Source organism: Kitasatospora sp. NPDC002965, from assembly GCF_040611255.1.
Classification (GTDB): domain Bacteria; phylum Actinomycetota; class Actinomycetes; order Streptomycetales; family Streptomycetaceae; genus Kitasatospora.
In genome coordinates this window covers 26209-42439 of record NZ_JBEXNT010000028.1, presented here as the reverse complement: position 1 = coordinate 42439, position 16231 = coordinate 26209, and the positions used below count along the sequence as shown (strand labels likewise).

Here is a 16231-nt window from a genome sequence, read left to right as displayed (position 1 = left end):
CTACCGCACAGGCGAGGGGGTGGAGGGGGCGTGGACCTTGAGGTAGCCCACGGCGTCCGGCTCCAGCCGGCCCCTGAAGAGTTCGGTGCGGGGGTCGTGGCCGACGGCGACGACCAGTCCGGCGGCGGGGTGCTCGCGCGGTTCGCCGGTGAACGTGTCGCGCAGGACGAGGCCGGCGAGCATGCCGTTGTCGGTCTCGGGAGTTCGGCGACCTCGATGTCGAAGGCGAAGGAGATCCTGTCGTCGGTCAAGGTCCGGTCCTGCCTGGCCTTGGAGGCCCGCAGGCTGGAGCGGCGGTGGACGATGGGACGGAGTCGGCGAAGCGGGTGAGGAAGGCTGCCTCCTCCATGGCGGTGTCGCCGCCGACCACGACGATGCCCTTGCCGCGGAAGAGGAAGCCGTCGCAGGTCGCGCACCCGGACACCCCGCGGCCGGAGAGTCTGTCCTCGCCCGGGAAGCCGAGTTTGCGGTGGCCGGCGCCGGTGGCGACGATGACCGCCCTGGCGCGGTGGACGGTGCCCCGGAGCCGGTGAGGTCCTCGACGTCGCCGGAGAGGTCGACGGAGACGAGGTCGTCGACGATCATCTCAGCGCCGAACTTCACGGCCTGGGCGCGTATGTCCTCGATCAGCTTCGGGCCGTCGACGGCGTCGGGGAGGCCGGGGAAGCCGGGGAAGTTCTCCACCTGGGTGGTGGTCAGCGAGCCGCCGACGAATATCGCGCGCTGCCGAACAGCAGCGGCTTGGGCCGGGCGCGGGCGGTATAGAGGGCGGTGGTGTACCCGGCGGGGGCGGAGCCGATGATGATGACCTCGCGCACGTCGGCGCCGGCCCGGGTGGTATCGGTGACGGGTAATCAGTTCTCCTGGCCGGTCGCGGTCTTGGCGTCGATCTCGGCGATCAGGCCCTCGATCAGCGTCTTGATCTCGTCGCGGATCGGGCGGACGGCTTCGACACCCTGGCCGGCCGGGTCCTCCAGCTCCCAGTCCAGGTACGTCTTGCCGGGGAAGTACGGGCAGGCGTCGCCGCAGCCCATGGTGATCACGTAGTCGGACGCCTGGACGGCCCCGGTGGTGAGCACCTTGGGCGTCCGGTCGGAGATGTCGATGCCGAGCTCCGCCATCGCCGCGACGGCGGAGGGGTTGATCTGGTCGCCCGGGACGGACCCGGCGGAGCGGACCTCGATCCGGTCGCCCGCGAGGTGACGCAGGAAGCCGGCGGCCATCTGGGAGCGGCCGGCGTTGTGGATGCAGACGAACAGCACGGCGGGGGCGGGGGCGGTCATCGGTGATTGTCCTTCGCTCGGTCAACGGCCGGGGCCGGGGCGCCGGGCCGCGGTGCGGGTCCGGCCGGGGCGGGGCCCTACTGCCGAACATGTCAGCCCGGGCTGGTATCAGCAGTAGCTGATGTGACAGTATCAGCCCATGCTGATGTCAGTCGACACTGAACTGTTGCGGGTGCTGTCCGACCCGCTCAGGCTCCAGATCGTGACCCTGCTGGCCCGCGAGACCCTGTGCACCACGCACCTGGTCGAGGAGACCGGCGCCCGCCAGACCAACCTCTCCAACCACCTCAAGGTGCTGCGGGAGGCCGGGGTGGTGGACACCGAACCCTGCGGACGGTTCACCTACTACCGGCTCAAGCCGGAGGTCATGGAGACCCTGTCGGGCCAGTTCGCCGACCTCGCCGCCACCGCCCGCGCGAACGCCGACGCCAAGAGGTCCTGCTGATGGCCCGCGCCGAAGCAGCCCGGGACACCAGACCCGGCCAGGCGGAGTCCGTCGCCGGAAGGCTGTCCTTCCTCGACCGCTACCTCGCGGTGTGGATCCTCGCCGCGATGGCCGCAGGCCTCGGCCTGGGGCGTCTGGTACCCGGGATGAACGACGCGCTCGCCAAGGTCGAGATCGGCGGGATCTCCCTGCCCATCGCCCTCGGACTGCTCGTCATGATGTACCCGGTGCTGGCGAAGGTCCGCTACGACCGCCTCGACGCCGTCACCGGCAACCGCAGGCTCATGGCCTCCTCCCTGGTCGTCAACTGGGTGCTCGGACCCGCCCTGATGTTCGCCCTCGCCTGGATCTTCCTGCCCGACCTGCCCGAGTACCGCACCGGCCTGATCATCGTCGGCCTGGCCCGCTGCATCGCCATGGTCATCATCTGGAACGACCTCGCCTGCGGCGACCGCGAGGCCGCCGCCGTCCTGGTCGCCCTCAACTCGGTCTTCCAAGTCATCGCGTTCGGCCTGCTCGGCTGGTTCTACCTCGACCTGCTCCCCGACTGGCTGGGCCTCGGCGAAGGCGAGCACCTCGACATCTCCATGTGGAAGATCGCCCTCAACGTCGTCGTCTTCCTCGGCGTCCCCCTGCTGGCCGGCTTCCTCACCCGCCGCCTCGGCGAGAAGAAGCTCGGCCGCGAACGCTACGAGACGAACTTCCTGCCCCGGATCGGCCCCTGGGCCCTGTACGGGCTGCTGTTCACGATCGTGATCCTCTTCGCCCTCCAGGGCAGGACCATCACCTCCCAGCCGCTCGATGTCGCCCGCATCGCGCTCCCGCTGCTGGCCTACTTCGCGATCATGTGGTTCGGCACGTTCGCCCTCGGCAAGGCCCTGGGCCTCGGCTACGACCGCACCGCCACCCTCGCCTTCACCGCCGCCGGCAACAACTTCGAGCTTGCCATCGCGGTCGCCGTCGCCACCTTCGGCGTCACCTCCGGCCAGGCCCTCTCCGGAGTCGTCGGACCCCTCATCGAGGTCCCGGTCCTGATCGCCCTGGTCTACGTCTCCCTCGCCCGGCGAAGGAAGTTCACCACCGCAGCCACCTGAAAGCCACACCCGGCACCCCCGGGTGATCCGGACCTCACGACCGGCCCGACCGACCCATCGACAACGTAGGGCCGCCGGACCGATCGCGGCGGCGAGGACCCGCGCGGGCCGGTGACAGGATGGCCCCGTCACCGGCCCGCGCCGTTCGTTCAGGACGGCAGGGTCACGGTCTCGACCCGGCGGACCAGAACGCTCAACGCGCCAACTACTCCGGGGCCTCGCCCTCGGGCAGCCCGGCCCCGGGACTGTCGGAGCCGCGGACAGTGGCGAAACAGCCCTCCCCGAAGGCCGCCCCGCGCCGCGGCGGACGCCGGCGAAGGTTCTGCTGCCCCCGTCGACCAACAGCCACCAGCAATCTTGCGAGTCCCGGCAGGATGCCGCTCAACCCACCAGGGCGCTGCGGCGCTCGATCACCACCACGTCCCGCCACACGCCCCGGTGGCGGGCGATCCGCTCCCGGGTCCCGATGACCCGGAAACCCGCCTTCGCGTGCAGGGCCAGGCTCGCGGTGTTCTCCGGGAACACCCCGGACTGGATCGTCCAGATCCCCGCCGACTCGGTCGAGGCGACCAACGCCTCCAGCAGAGCGCCGGCGATGCCGAAACCACGGAACCCCGGGTGCACGTAGACGGAGTGCTCGACCACCCCCGCGTACGCGGGCCGCGCCGAGACCGCACTGACGGCAGCCCAACCCAGCACCTCGCCGGCGAGCCCGAGCGCGACGTGGCGGTGGCCGGGCAGGCGAGCGGCGCCGAACGCCTCCCAGGACGGTGCGGCGGTCTCGAAGGTGGCGTTGCCCTCCTCGATCCCGGCCCGGTAGATCGCCAGGACCTCGTCGGCGTGCCCCGGCGCCATCGGGGCGATGAGAGGGATGACGTGCGGCAACAAGCGCTCCCCGGTCAGCGGTTGAGGTCGAGCAGGGCGGCCATGCCGGCCACCACCGAGGGGGCGACCCTGTAGTAGACCCAGGTGCCACGGCGCTCCGAGGTCAGCAGCCCGGCCTCCCGCAGCTTCTTCAGGTGGTGGGAGACGGTCGGCTGGGAGACCCCGACGTCCTGGATGTCGCACACGCACGCCTCCCCTCCCGGGTGCGAGGCGACCCTGGAGAACAGCCGCAGCCGCACCGGGTCGCCGAGCGCCTTGAACATCGCCGCCATCCGTACCGAGTCCTCCGCCGAGAGCTCGGCCGAGGTCAGCGGCGGGCAGCACGGCACCACGTCCGGCTCGGCCAGCGGCAGCTCAACACTCAGATTCGACATACGTCTATGTTGACATCCGTCTAATCCCGGTGGCAAGGTCGGAGACGCCACCACATCGATAATCGTCGAATCAAGAGGGTGGGGGCGGCCCAGCGCCGCCCACCCGACGCGAAGGGGAGAGAAACCGCCATGACCTCCGACACCGGCCTGCCCGTCCTCGTCATCGGCGCCGGCCCGATCGGCCTGGCCGCCGCCGCCCACCTGCTGGAACACGGCATCGAACCGCTCGTCCTGGAATCCGGCCCCACCGCCGCCACCGCCGTACGCTCCTGGGGCCACGTGCGGCTGTTCTCCCCCTGGGCCGAGGTCGTCGACCCCGCCGCCGAAAAGCTGCTCGCCCCCACCGGCTGGACCCGCCCCGACGGCCAGGCGTACCCGACCGGCCGCGACTGGGCCGACCTCTACCTCCAGCCCCTCGCCGACGCCCTCGGCGACCGCGTCCGCTACGACACCCGCGTCACCGGCGTCGCCCGCGCCGGACGCGACCGCGTCGTCGACGCCGACCGCGACGAACAGCCCTTCACCGTCCACACCGTCCACCCCGACGGCCACGAGGAACGCCTGCTGGTCCGTGCGGTCGTCGACGCCGCCGGCACCTTCTCCACCCCCAACCCGCTGGGCGCCAACGGCCTGCCCGCCCTCGGCGAGCGCGCTGCCGCCGACCGCATCTCCTACCGCGTCCCCGACCTCAAGGACCCCGCCGACCGCGCCCGGTACACCGGCAAGCGCACCGCCGTCGTCGGCACCGGAGCCTCCGCCTTCACCGCCCTCGCCCACCTCGCCGACCTCGCCCAGGAGGAGAGCGACACCCACGCCGTCTGGGTCCTGCGCCGCGGCATCACCGGCTCCACCTACGGCGGCGGCGCCGCCGACCAGCTCCCCGCCCGCGGCGCCCTCGGCCTCGCCGCCAAAGCCGCCGTCGACAACGGATACGCCGACGCGCTCACCGGCTTCCGCACCGCCACCGTCGAGCAGAACGCCGACGGGAAACTCACCCTCGTCTCCGAGGACGGCACCCGCACAGGCCACCTGGACCAGATCATCATCCTGACCGGCCTGCGCCCCGACCTGTCCTACCTCACCGAACTACGCCTCGCACTGGACAACCGCCTCCAGGCCCCCACCGCCCTCGCCCCGCTGATCGACCCCAACCAGCACTCCTGCGGCACCGTCTACCCCCACGGCGCCGCCGAGCTCTCCCACCCCGAGAAGAACGTCTACCTCGTCGGCATGAAGTCCTACGGCCGCGCCCCGACCTTCCTCGCCATGACCGGCTACGAGCAGGTCCGCTCCGTCGCAGCCCACCTCGCCGGCGACCACGCGGCCGCAACCCGCATCGAACTCACCCTCCCCGAAACCGGAGTCTGCGGCGGCACCGGCCTCCACAACCAACCCACCCCGACCGAAAACCCCGACACCGGCTGCTGCACCACCCCCACCACACCCCACCACACCACCCCCACCACCAACCGCAGCTGCTGACGCCCGACGAACAACCAGAGCCCCGACCACACCCACCAGAAGCACGGCCGGGCCTCATGATGGCAGTGCAGCATCGAGCGGGGTTCCTCCGAATGCGGCTCGCCGGCGCCCGCAAAGAGACCGAAAAGGGTCCAGCCGAGCGGGCCCGCAACAGCAGACGGCTGCTGTCGGCGGCGCGGACTCGGGTGCCAGCGCCACACCATCCCGTGCAGCATGCCGAGAGACAGCCCCATGAACGGCAGCTCGCGAAGGCCGAAGCCGCGATTGCGGATCAGCGCCCCAGGCACGGCGAAAAACCGGGTCTCGGCGGGGCGGTGACCCTGCCGGGCGGCCCCGTAGGCCACACCGACTGCACGAAGGGTTCCGGAGCCGCGAGGCGGGGCAGCGAGCGGACGAACGTCTCCAGCGCGACGAGCTGCGAGTGACCACAGTGACCGACACGGTAGGCGAACCGCCTCATGACCCCGTCGTCTCGCTCAGGGGAAGAAGTTCCGCCCGCACCCGGCCCGGTCGGCTTAGCCCTCCAGGACCTTGACCTGATCCTCGGCACCGGCCAGGAACCGATCCGACACATTCAAGGGCTTCATCGCCGCGACCGGACCCTTCCTCGACCCCCACCGCCAGCACCTTGAAGCACCGAGGTCAGTAACGATCGCCTATACGAAACGATCGCCTCCCACCCGCACCTGTCCATCGACCACCAAGCGGTACTCCGGGACCTGTGGTGGGCGGCAGCGGACCGCCCTGCAGCGTCGTCGTCAGCTCTCCGAGTCGTGCTGGTGCGGGATCCGGGGAACGTCAGACTGCTGCGGCTGTGCGTTCTGAGTCGACATGACCTGGGTGGCCTGCTGCGGTACTCGGGTGGCGCGGGCGGTCGCGAGACCGGCCAGGAGGCCCAGAGGGAGCGCGGAGAGCCATATCAGGGCCGGAGGTCCGATGCGGCCGAGGGCGAGTCCGGACATCGGGCCGATCGCGGAGCCGATGTCCTGTGTGGTGGACAGGGCGGCCTGGTAGGTGGCGCTGCGCCCCGTGGGGGCATGGCGGCTGATGAACGCCGAGGCGGTGGGGCCGTAGATCATCATCCCGAAGGAGGTGACGAGGGCCGCCGCGACGAGGGCGGGGTAGCCGAGGCCGGCGGCGGCGAAACCCGCGAGGCCCACGCCTTGGAGGGCTGCGCCCAGGAAGAGCAGCCGACCGGTGTCACGGCGGCGGGCCCAGCGGCTGACCGGTAGCTGGAACAGGATGATGGCGATGGCGTCGACGGCGAACAGGACTGCGTAGGCGGTGGGGCTGATGGCGTCCAGGCGGTTCAGGAGGACCAGACCGTCGGCTTCCCACCAGGTGAAGGTGATGGTCAGCAGGCTGCCGCCGACTATCAGGAGTGCCAGCCTGCGGTCGCGCAGGATGTGGGTGAACGAGCTGTACACCTCCTTGGCCTCTCCCCCGATTCCCTCCGCTCGGGCCTCGGGGCCCAGGACGCGATCCGCAGGGACGGCCACGAACACGGCGACCGCGGCGCCGACAAGCAGCACGCCCGCTGCGGCGAACACGCTCGACAGCGAGAAGGTGACGGCGACCGCTCCCAGGATCGGGCCGATCACGCCGCCGATGCTGGAGACCACGCGGGTCTGTCCGTAGGCGTGGTGGAGGTCCTCCTCCGCGTGCAGGTCGCCGATGAGTGCCGCGATCGTGGGGTGGAACGCCGACTCGAAGAGCCCTGCCGCCAGGAACAGCAGGACGGCGAACACTGCGTGGTGGACCAGGAAGAGACTGCCGTAGCCCAGAGCCATCCCCGTCGTGGAGAGAAGCAGCATGCGACGGTGCCCGATCCGGTCGGCCAGGGCGCCCCCGGCCAGGCCGCCGGTGAACTCGCCGACGGCCTGGACGAGGAAGAGGGCCCCGGCCGCCGCTCCGCCGAGCCCGCCGACACGGTGCGCCCACAGGACGACGAAAGGCAGCATGATGCCGTCGGCGAGCGCGCCGAGCAGCCGTACCGTGAGAAGTCCCCGAAACGCGAAGGTCACCTGCCGTGGAGTCGGTCCGCCGCCGACCCTGGGCGCCGTGGCGCTCACGTGAGGTCCCTCTGAACGGCGGCCGGCCGACTGTCGGAGGTCGGGCGGGCCTTCGCGGGTCCGGCCGGGTGAAGGGCCTGCAGCGGCCTCGTGCGGCGCTGTGTGGTGTGCATGAGAGCTTCTTCCGCCGTCGAGGGCAGTCGGGCATCGCGCAGCCGCCCACCCAATTACGTGACATGCTGTCTCGAAAAAGGCTAGCACCATTCCGAGACACTGTGTCTTGATAAGCTGATCCCATGCAGAGCACCCCCCAGGAGCACGCTTCACCCGGGCGCCCCCGCAGCGAGGCGGCGCGGGTCGCCGTCCTCCACGCCGTCGACGACCTGCTCGTCGAGCAGGGATACGCGGCGATGACCATGAAGGGAATCGCCGAGCGGGCCGGCGTGGGACGCCAGACGGTCTACCGGTGGTGGTCCACCAAGGCCGAGATCCTGCTCGAAGCCAGCGCCTGCGACGCCGCCCACGAACTGGCCACGGAACCCCGGGCCCGCCCCACGGACGACCTCACCGCATTCCTCGAAGCGCTGACGTCCTTCCTCACCACCTCACCCGCAGGCCTCGCCTACCGGGCCCTGCTGGGCGAAGCACAGCACGACAGCGCCGTACGCGACCTCGTCCGCACCGCCGACCTCCTCTCCACCGCAGCCCAGGCCGTGCTCACCCGCATCAGCCCGCACGCTGCCCACATGCCCCCCGCCCCGCTGGCCGCGGCCCAGCTCACCGGGCCCGCCGTCACCGTCATCCTGGAGACCGGCAGCCCACTGCCATCCGCCCTCCTCGCGGACCACGCCGAAATCCTGTTCGGCGCCTGGACCACGAAGCCCGCCCACTGACCCGCCCCTGCCGTGCGCCCGGGCATCGCCTGATCCGCATCCCGGCGCGCACCGGCGCCCGGCACCAGGACCCGGCGGTCACACGGGCTGCTCGCCGTCGCCAGGGCCCACAGGGGGCGACGGCCCGGCCCCCGGGCCCGAAGAAGGGGCGGTTTCCAGCGGTCCTTGCAACACGCGGTCGGTTGACCAGGCCGGGGTGAAGGAGCAGATCGACAACAAGAGGGTCGTTCTCTATCAGGTGACCCCGCACTATGCCGGGGGAGGCTCGCCCCCTATGAGGTCGAGACGACCTATGTGGCATGGGATCGGAACGGGTTTCTGGTTGGCGCCAGTTCGGACACCGTAATCTGATCTGCACGACCGGAAGCGGCTGGAAGAATCTCGGCCTGTCGATGGACAGTCGATCGGGCGAGGACGCCGGGTCGTTCGGCGATGGGTGACGAGGAAAGACGAGAATTCATGCACCAGATGATCGGTCGCTTGTCCGGCATCCTCGGGATTTCGGAAGCTCAAGGTGATGTCGTCGACTGGGAGGAACTTGCGCGGAGCACGGGCCTGCGGCTTCCGGCGGACTATCGGGACTTCGTCGCGGTGTTCGGCGACGGTGAGCTGAACGAGTACCTCGCGGTCCGCATCCCGCCGGCGGAAGGCCGCCCCGAGAGCCGGCTGCTGGACGGACTCGGGTTCGATCCGCGGGAGGAACCACAGCCGGACGGCGGAGCCGGCGCCATGGAGCTGTCCGAGGAGGGCAGGCTTCTTCCCTTCGCGACGACCATCAACGGTGACGTGGCGTTCTGGATCTGCGACTCGCTCGATCCCGAGAGCTGGGACGTCGTCGTCTTCAGGCGCCAGGTGTCGTACGGAACCGACCCGTGGCGCCGGTACGGGATGGGCTTCGGCGAGTTTCTCGCCAGTGCTCTGGACGGGGCACTGCCCAATCCCTTCAGCGACGATTCCTGGAACCTTCCCCCGCACGAGTACCGGGACTGGCGAAAGGACTGACGGCCTCAGCTCGACTCTGCCGCTCAACGAAACCTCTTCAACCGCTTCATGGGGATGCTCTTCCACTGCCTTCAAGCCGGAGAGCACTACGACGAGGCGAAGGCCTTCCCGACCCAGCCGGCCCAGGCCGAGGAAGGCCTCCTCCTGAGGCGTTCAGGGTGGAGTCGGTGGGGTGAGTGGCAGGCCGGTGCCGGCCAGGCATCCATCGACAAGGGCGGGTCGACGTTGGATGTGCCGTAGTCCGCGTCGGAGGGTGCGGGTGAGATGATCCGGATCGGTGAACGCGGTATTCGCTGTCGGGCCGCGACGCAGGAGTGACCAGATGCCCTCGACCGGATTGAGGTCCGGTGCATATGGGGGCAGTTGGAAGACGGTGAGCCAACGGTGAGCCAGTCGTGCTTCGCCGCGTACTGCTTCGTGCCGACGGCCAGGTGAGTGTTGAGATTGTCCCAGACCGGGCGATCGGGCCGCCGAGCTGAATATGTGCTCGGACGGCGAGATCGCGGTAGTCGGTCCAGGCGAAGCTCTTGCGGGCTCCCTTGAGCGGCATGTGGAAGCGGGGCCGGTAGATCACCCTGCTCTGCTCGCCGGGCTTGTAGCACCACAGCGCGGCACCGAGATCCGGGTCCGGGAACGTCCCCGGACCCGGACCACGAGCGTGTGCCCGCGCCGGCCCCAAGTGCGGGCGCGCGGCGGCGTCATCGCGAATCCTGCCTCGTCGCCGAGTAGGCCAGGGGCGCGGTGCCGGGATTGCTCCCGGCCCGTTTCCCCGGACCTCTCGCCGAACCCGCCAGACCCAGGCCGTCCTCGCCCTGGCCCGCCGCCGCGTCAACGTCATCTGGGCCCTCCTACGCGACCAACGGTGCTACCAGCCCGCACCACCGATGTCAGCCACGGCATGACGCCCCTGCTGACGATCCCTGCCTCCGCACAACCCGGTCGCCAGATCCCGCTGCGTGCGGCAGGATCATCCAGATCGATGCCGTTGGGAGAGACCAGTGATCACCGCCACCCAGGGAGTGAAGCTCACCTCGCAGTGTGACAGCTGTGGTGGCGAACTGGTCAGAGACGTCGGTCAGTTCATCGAACAGGGTCGGTTGCGGTGGGGCGCTGAAGGGCAGTGCCAGGACTGCCCGAACGCATGGTGCGAGACGGACACAGGCTCGGCTCCCGAAGAGATCAGGCAGGCCCTGCTGACTAAACACGGGGCCGCTCGGCTTCGCCTCGCGAACCAAGACGCGAGCCTCGTTCCAGTGCTGCGGGCGCTGCGCGAGATGCAGCACCTGTCGCCGGGCGAGGCGCGGCGGATGACCACCGACTTTAAGGAAGTCGGCCTGGTCGGCACATCCGTTGAAGTGGCCTACCTAGCCCAGGGTCTACACAACCGATCCGTCGCCGTGACCATCGCCCCGTCGCCCAGCTGACCCCCTGAACCTGACCGGAACGGGTTGACAAACAGCATTAGAAATCGATGCGACGGGTCAGCCCGCCGCGAGGCCGCGTCCTCGGACACGGGTTCGGACATGGCGATCGGGCAGCTCCCACACGGGGTCCGACGGCGCATACAGGCCAAGCCCAGGACGCAGCGACGCAGACAGCGCGCCGATGCACGCCGGACCCCCGGCACCGACGACCGCACCGGGGCGGGAGGGAAGCCGCCCCGGCGCGGCAGAAGGCCCCGGCTGCGCGAACCTCCCGGACGGTGCCACCCGCGCGGGGAGGCCGTCACCCGGCCGGACCGACCTCCCGTTCCCCGTCCGCAGGCGGTCCTGCGGGGGGAAGCGCCGGTCGAGGACCCCGGCCCAGACGGGCAGGGTGACGAAGCGGCCGGTGAGGTCGAAGAGGCAGCCGAAGACCAGGCCGCCGGGCAGGGAGTGCTGCATCCCGCCCGGCCGCTCGCGCCGGATGCACACACGGCCGTCGTGCACGCACACCCGCGCCCGGACCTGGCCGGTGCCCGCGTTGGCGGTCATCGTCGGTACCAGGTCGGGCAGGCGGGGCCGTGCCCGCCGTGGCCCCGCCCCGCACGGCACCCCTCGGGGTGTTCCCGGGGTTCGCTCAGGGTTCCCGATGCGCCGTCAGGACGACGGCGAGGGTGCGTGGTCATCCTCGGTGGCGACGGCGGCCGACAGGGCCGCGTGATGTCCTGATCCCGCCCGGAACACCGGCACCTTCGTACACGTTCCTGCCCGAGGAGGCCTCTCGTGAACTCTCCTTCCCCGTACCGGTCCCGCTCCCTGCGCCGGGGGGCGGTGGCCGCCGCCGTCGCGGCCGGAGCCCTCGCCCTCGGCTCCCTGGCCCCGTCCGCCGTCGCGGTGCCGGGAGACGGTCCCGCCGCGGCCCCGGCGAAGAAGGACGCCGTCCAACTGCGGCTGAGCGCCCTGGTGGCCGACGACGGTGCGCCCGGCGCGCTGGCGGCGGTGCGCGACCGCAGCGGCCGTACGCGGACCTACACGGCGGGTGTGGGCGACCTGGCGACGGGTGCGAAGGTGCCGGCGGACGGGCAGGTCCGAGCCGGCAGCAACACCAAGAGCTTCGTCGCGGTAGTGGTCCTCCAGCTGGTGGCGGAGGGCAAGGTGGAGCTGGACGCCCCGCTCGACACCTACCTGCCCGGCATCGTCCGGGGCGAGGGCGGCGACGGCCGCAGGATCACCGTCCGTCAGGTGCTCCAGCACACCAGCGGGCTGCCGAACTACACGGAGGTCATGGAGCTCTCCGACCCGTACCGCTACCACGAGCCGCGCGAGCTGCTGGACGCGGCGCTGGTGCACAAGGCCGACTTCGCCCCGGGGGAAGGGTGGAAGTACAACAACACGGGCTACGTGGTGGCCGGGCTGATCGTCCAGCAGGTCACCGGGCGGCCCCTGGGGGAGGAGATCACCAGGCGGGTGATCGACAAGGTCGGCCTGAAGCACACCTACTTCCCCGCGCAGGGGGACATGACCATCCGCGAACGCCACCCCCACGGGTACGTCAAGGAGGACGGCGCCCCACCGCTGGACATCACCGAGATGGATCCCTCCTGGGCGTGGGGCGCGGGGGCCCTGGTGTCGACCCCCACCGATCTGAACCGGTTCTTCTCCGCAGTGATCGGCGGTGAGCTGATGCCCGCGGCGCAGCTGGCCCAGATGCGCACGACCGTACCGGCGGAGTACGTGGGCCCCGGCGCCCGCTACGGGCTGGGTCTCGCCAGCCGCCCGCTGCCCTGCGGGGGCCTGTCCTGGGGCCACGGCGGCACCCTTCCCGGGTACGTCACCCGGGGCGGTGTGACGGAGGACGGCCGGGCCGTGAACGTCGCCGTGACCGCGGTGCCCCCGTCGCCGGGGGCGAAGCAGCGGGTGGCCGACGCCGTCGACGAGGCGCTCTGCCGCTGAGAAGGTGTCGGGCAGTCGATCAACTGCGTGAGGTGGTGTGCCGGCGGTGGTCCTCGCGGTCGAGGTGTCCGCGGAGATCACCGCTATGTGTGTCTGCGCGTGCAAGCCGCCCTGCGACTCGTCGCCGCGTGCACGGCTGTGACCTGCACCGGTGAGGCCGGTTGGGCGGAACCCACCGGCCGCCCGGGGGCGGAACCCACCAGGGCGGCGGAGAACTCACCGGCAGGTGTGGGTGATGGGGATCGTTGAATTTGGCTCTGACCGGATCTGCGTGAATGATCAAGGCGAGAGCTGACGGCAGGTCATGTTGTGGGGCGGGGCGGGCCGGTACCTTCCAGGCGTGCATCAGGGCAAGTACGACGCGTCTTGCGTCCCGACGGTCGTAGCCCGTTGCCGAGCGGATTTCGCTGATCGCCGCTGCCACTTTCCCGTGTTGGATGAGCTCGCCGGCGCGCTCCTGTGCCGAGCGCGGCACCGGCAGCCGCAAGGCCCTGACGATATCGGGATCCCAGCCCTGCCTTCGCGCACGCCACGATCGCAGCCGTGGCCCCATCGACCAGTTCACTGTTCCCCCAGAGCTGCCGTGGCCGTTCAGTAGTTCTTGGTGAGGATACGGATCCGCAGGAGGCGGAAGGAGGCCCGGCCGTACATTTGCCTCTTGATCGTTCTGACCCTGTCGACGTTGCCCTCCACGATGCCGGAGCTCCAGGGGAGGCCGCCCCACCCGCCCGGCCGTCCGGGCGCCCGGCACCCCGAAAAGCCGTCGGCCTCGGCGGCCACCGGGGCCGGACACTGTCCGCGTCCGGCACGGTGGCCGCCGAGGCCGACGGCCCGCGCGGGTCCCACCCGCGGGCCGGTCAGGGCAGGGTGGGGAGGTAGTTCGGGGCGTGGCGGGCGTGGGTGGCCTGCTCGAAGGCGTAGGCGTAGCCGAGCAGACGGGCGTCGCTGAAGCGCGTCCCGAGGAAGGAGACCCCGAGCGGCAGCCCCTGGTCGGTGTAGCCGGCCGGCACGGTGATCTGGGGGTAGCCGGCCACCACCGAGTTGTCGGTCGTGCTGGCGAACGGGCTGGGTGCGTCGGGCTGGAAGTCCACCGGCGTGGCGGGGAGCGTGGTGGGGGTGACGATCGCGTCGAGCTTGTGGACTGCGAGGGTGTCGTCGATGGCGCGCCGGGCCAGGTCGACCGCGGCGGCGCGGTGGGCCCGGTACTGCGGATCGTCCACGTTCCCGTCGGTCCGCTGCGCCAGTTCGAAGTACTCCTGTCCGAACCTCGCCATGTCCTCGATGTCGGCGTGCTCCTCGTTGTACGCGATGAGGCCCGCCAGGTCGGCCGGGTGGGAGCCCGGCGTGGCCGCGAGGTAGGCGTTGACGTCGTGCTTGAACTCGGTCATCAGGGCCGGGAGCAGGTGCTCGTGGAGCTTCTCGGGCTGCGGCACGTCCGCGCCCTCGACCACGGTGGCGCCCAGCTGCTTCAGCCGCCGGACGGTGGCGTCGAAGACCCGGTCCGCGTCGGGGCTGATGCCCGTGTGCCCCTCGCGCCAGACTCCGATCCGCTTGCCGCGCAGCGCCCCCCGGTCCAACACCGCGCGGTAGTCGGCCGGGAGCGTGCCCGCGGCGGGTGCGGTGTCCGGGTCCGCGGGATCCGGCCCCTGAATCGCCCACAGGGTCAGCGCGGCGTCGGTGACGTTGCGGGCGATGGGGCCGGCGGTGTCCTGGCGGCTGGTGATCGGCACAATGCCGCTGCGGCTCACCAGCCCCAGCGTGGGGCGCACGCCCACCGTCGACGTGGTGGCCGCCGGGTCCACGATCGAGCCGCCCGTGTCGGTGCCGATCGTCACCGCCGCCAGACTCGCCGCCGCGGCCGCCGCCGACCCGCTGGACGAACCGCTCGCACTGCGGTCGAGCACGTACGGGTTGTGGGTCTGCCCGCCGACCGCGCTCCAGCCCGCGACGGCCATCGGGGAGCGGAAGTTGGCCCACTCCGTCATGTTCGCCTTACCCAGGACGACGGCCCCGGCCTCGCGCAGCCGCCGGACCAGTTCCGCGTCCTTGGCGGGCTTCGCCCCCGACAGCGCCGTCGAACCGGCCGTGGTCGGCTGCCGGTCGGCGGTGTCCATGTTCTCCTTGAGCAGGACCGGGATGCCCTCCAGCGGTCCGCGCGCACCGTGGACGCGCCGCGCGCGGTCGCTCGCACGCGCGATGGCCGCCGCGTCGGGGTTGACGGCCACCACCGCCCCCAGACGCGGGTTCAGCCGACGGATCCGGTCGAGGTAGAGCCCGGTCAACTGCTCGGAGGTCAGCCGGTGGCGTTCCATCGCCTGCTGCAGATCCACAATCGTCACCCGGTCCAGATCCACCCCCGCGATCCGGTCCACAGCCCCGGCCGGCGCGGCGTCGGCCTGCGCCGCCACCGGCGCCAGCAGAGCCATCGACACAGCCGCGACCGCCGCGCAGCGCAGCGGAGTCCTGACGAACGAACGCATGGTTGTCTCCCACCCCTGATGCCGAGGCACCCGGCGCGGAGCACCCTTGCGGCTCCGCTCCGACGACGCCACCCAGCCCAAGTACGGAGGGTGCGGCGCGCGGCCTCGATCTCGTACCCACCACGCTAGGCACTCCGCCCGCCCACCGACACGAGGCACACCCCCCAAACGATCAAGGGCTCTCCCCCGAACCGCGAGTAGGGATTACCCCACCCCGTCACCGGCCGACCAGTGCCAACAGGCTGTCAGACCGGAAAACCGAGGAGCCGAGGAGCCGAGGAGCCGACGTACGACCTGGCGGCCGGGGTCGTCACCGGCAGCCGACCCGCAGACAGGCTGCCCGAGCGCCGGCCGCGGCAGTGCCCCGCACGGTGTTCGGCGATCCGGAGCGCGAGCTGACCGTGCTGGCCAAGACCACGGACGCCGCCGTCGAGGCCCGCCAGGCCGCCGCGCCCGGCCCGGAGGATCAGAACCCGACACCCTGAACGCCACCGGCCCCGGCGGTGGCCGGGGCCGGTCTGGGCGGGCGGGCGGCGGGCAGACGCGCGCCTCCAGCCCTCCAGCCGCTCCGCACTGTCCCGGCCCTCGGCGGCATCTTCGTCGAGGCATCGCTCAGCGTCCACGCGGTCGACCGCAAGGAGGTCGACGGCCGGGCCCGGTCGGGTTCGACGACCGGCGGGCGTGGTCTCGGCACTCCCGGCCTTGGCAAATCGGCCCCGGAGGGGGACATGCCTCGGCGCACTGCGCCGCGGGTGTCCCTTCCGCACGGGCGGAAGGGACACCCGCGGCGCGCGGGCGGCTCGCACCGATCAGGTCGCGCTGCACGGTGCACACGAGCGGCGCGGGCGCACCGGGTATTCGTCGTCCCTGACCCAGACCCGCTCGATCCTCCGCGCTTCTCGGCTAC

At 71.3% G+C, this 16231-nt stretch carries 13 protein-coding genes and 2 pseudogenes; 8 read left to right on the top strand and 7 right to left on the bottom strand.

Annotated features, from left to right (window positions below; all coding sequences use genetic code 11):
• Positions 1-18: 18 nt before the first annotated feature.
• Positions 19-818, bottom strand: a pseudogene (locus ABZY91_RS14500) (FAD-dependent oxidoreductase); the annotation flags it as partial.
• Positions 819-854: 36 nt separating this feature from the next.
• Positions 855-1283 carry an arsenate reductase ArsC gene (locus ABZY91_RS14495; protein ID WP_355402407.1) on the bottom strand — a complete coding sequence of 143 codons (429 nt, stop codon included), beginning with the start codon at positions 1281-1283 and terminating at the stop codon, positions 855-857.
• A gap of 139 nt (positions 1284-1422) precedes the next feature.
• Between ABZY91_RS14495 and ABZY91_RS14490 the strand changes: the two genes are divergently transcribed.
• The gene (locus ABZY91_RS14490) at positions 1423-1728 is read left to right on the top strand and encodes a metalloregulator ArsR/SmtB family transcription factor (protein WP_355402405.1); all 306 of its coding nucleotides are present in this window, start codon (positions 1423-1425) and stop codon (positions 1726-1728) included.
• The gene (gene arsB, locus ABZY91_RS14485; protein ID WP_355402403.1) at positions 1728-2822 is read left to right on the top strand and encodes an ACR3 family arsenite efflux transporter; all 1095 of its coding nucleotides are present in this window, start codon (positions 1728-1730) and stop codon (positions 2820-2822) included. Before ABZY91_RS14490 ends, arsB begins: the two co-directional genes overlap by 1 nt.
• A gap of 381 nt (positions 2823-3203) precedes the next feature.
• Here the strand turns inward: arsB and ABZY91_RS14480 are convergent, their stop codons facing one another.
• Both ABZY91_RS14480 and ABZY91_RS14475 read right to left on the bottom strand, forming a co-directional pair.
• Complete coding sequence (locus ABZY91_RS14480; protein ID WP_355402471.1) at positions 3204-3677, bottom strand: N-acetyltransferase family protein; 474 nt, start codon at positions 3675-3677, stop codon at positions 3204-3206.
• Positions 3678-3721: 44 nt separating this feature from the next.
• Positions 3722-4081 carry a metalloregulator ArsR/SmtB family transcription factor gene (locus ABZY91_RS14475; protein WP_355402401.1) on the bottom strand — a complete coding sequence of 120 codons (360 nt, stop codon included), beginning with the start codon at positions 4079-4081 and terminating at the stop codon, positions 3722-3724.
• Between the two features lie 129 nt (positions 4082-4210).
• Here ABZY91_RS14475 and ABZY91_RS14470 point away from each other — a divergent pair, with 129 nt between their 5' ends.
• A complete protein-coding gene (locus ABZY91_RS14470; protein ID WP_355402399.1) occupies positions 4211-5563 on the top strand; it encodes an NAD(P)-binding domain-containing protein in 1353 nt (450 codons plus the stop codon).
• A gap of 758 nt (positions 5564-6321) precedes the next feature.
• On the opposite strand, the gene ABZY91_RS14465 is transcribed toward ABZY91_RS14470, so the two are convergent.
• Positions 6322-7587, bottom strand: a complete 1266-nt coding sequence (locus ABZY91_RS14465; RefSeq protein WP_355402397.1) for an MFS transporter — start codon at positions 7585-7587, stop codon at positions 6322-6324.
• Positions 7588-7871: 284 nt separating this feature from the next.
• Here ABZY91_RS14465 and ABZY91_RS14460 point away from each other — a divergent pair, with 284 nt between their 5' ends.
• A complete protein-coding gene (locus ABZY91_RS14460; RefSeq protein ID WP_355402395.1) occupies positions 7872-8468 on the top strand; it encodes a TetR/AcrR family transcriptional regulator in 597 nt (198 codons plus the stop codon).
• Between the two features lie 459 nt (positions 8469-8927).
• Positions 8928-9470: an SMI1/KNR4 family protein gene (locus ABZY91_RS14455; RefSeq protein ID WP_355402393.1), complete on the top strand. Its 543-nt coding sequence runs from the start codon at positions 8928-8930 to the stop codon at positions 9468-9470.
• 153 nt (positions 9471-9623) lie between these two features.
• Here the strand turns inward: ABZY91_RS14455 and ABZY91_RS14450 are convergent.
• Positions 9624-10172 (bottom strand): annotated as a pseudogene (locus ABZY91_RS14450) (transposase).
• 296 nt (positions 10173-10468) lie between these two features.
• On the opposite strand from ABZY91_RS14450, the gene ABZY91_RS14445 reads away from it, so the two are divergent.
• Positions 10469-10894 (top strand): hypothetical protein, encoded by a 426-nt coding sequence (locus tag ABZY91_RS14445; protein ID WP_355402391.1) that lies wholly within the window; start codon positions 10469-10471, stop codon positions 10892-10894.
• A gap of 780 nt (positions 10895-11674) precedes the next feature.
• Entirely contained in the window at positions 11675-12844 is a 1170-nt protein-coding gene (locus ABZY91_RS14440; RefSeq protein ID WP_355402389.1) for a serine hydrolase domain-containing protein, read from the top strand.
• An 857-nt stretch (positions 12845-13701) separates the two neighbouring features.
• Here the strand turns inward: ABZY91_RS14440 and ABZY91_RS14435 are convergent.
• Positions 13702-15324, bottom strand: a complete 1623-nt coding sequence (locus tag ABZY91_RS14435) for an amidase (RefSeq protein WP_355402387.1) — start codon at positions 15322-15324, stop codon at positions 13702-13704.
• 359 nt (positions 15325-15683) lie between these two features.
• Here ABZY91_RS14435 and ABZY91_RS14430 point away from each other — a divergent pair, with 359 nt between their 5' ends.
• Complete coding sequence (locus tag ABZY91_RS14430; protein WP_355402385.1) at positions 15684-15809, top strand: hypothetical protein; 126 nt, start codon at positions 15684-15686, stop codon at positions 15807-15809.
• Positions 15810-16231 lie beyond the last annotated feature (422 nt).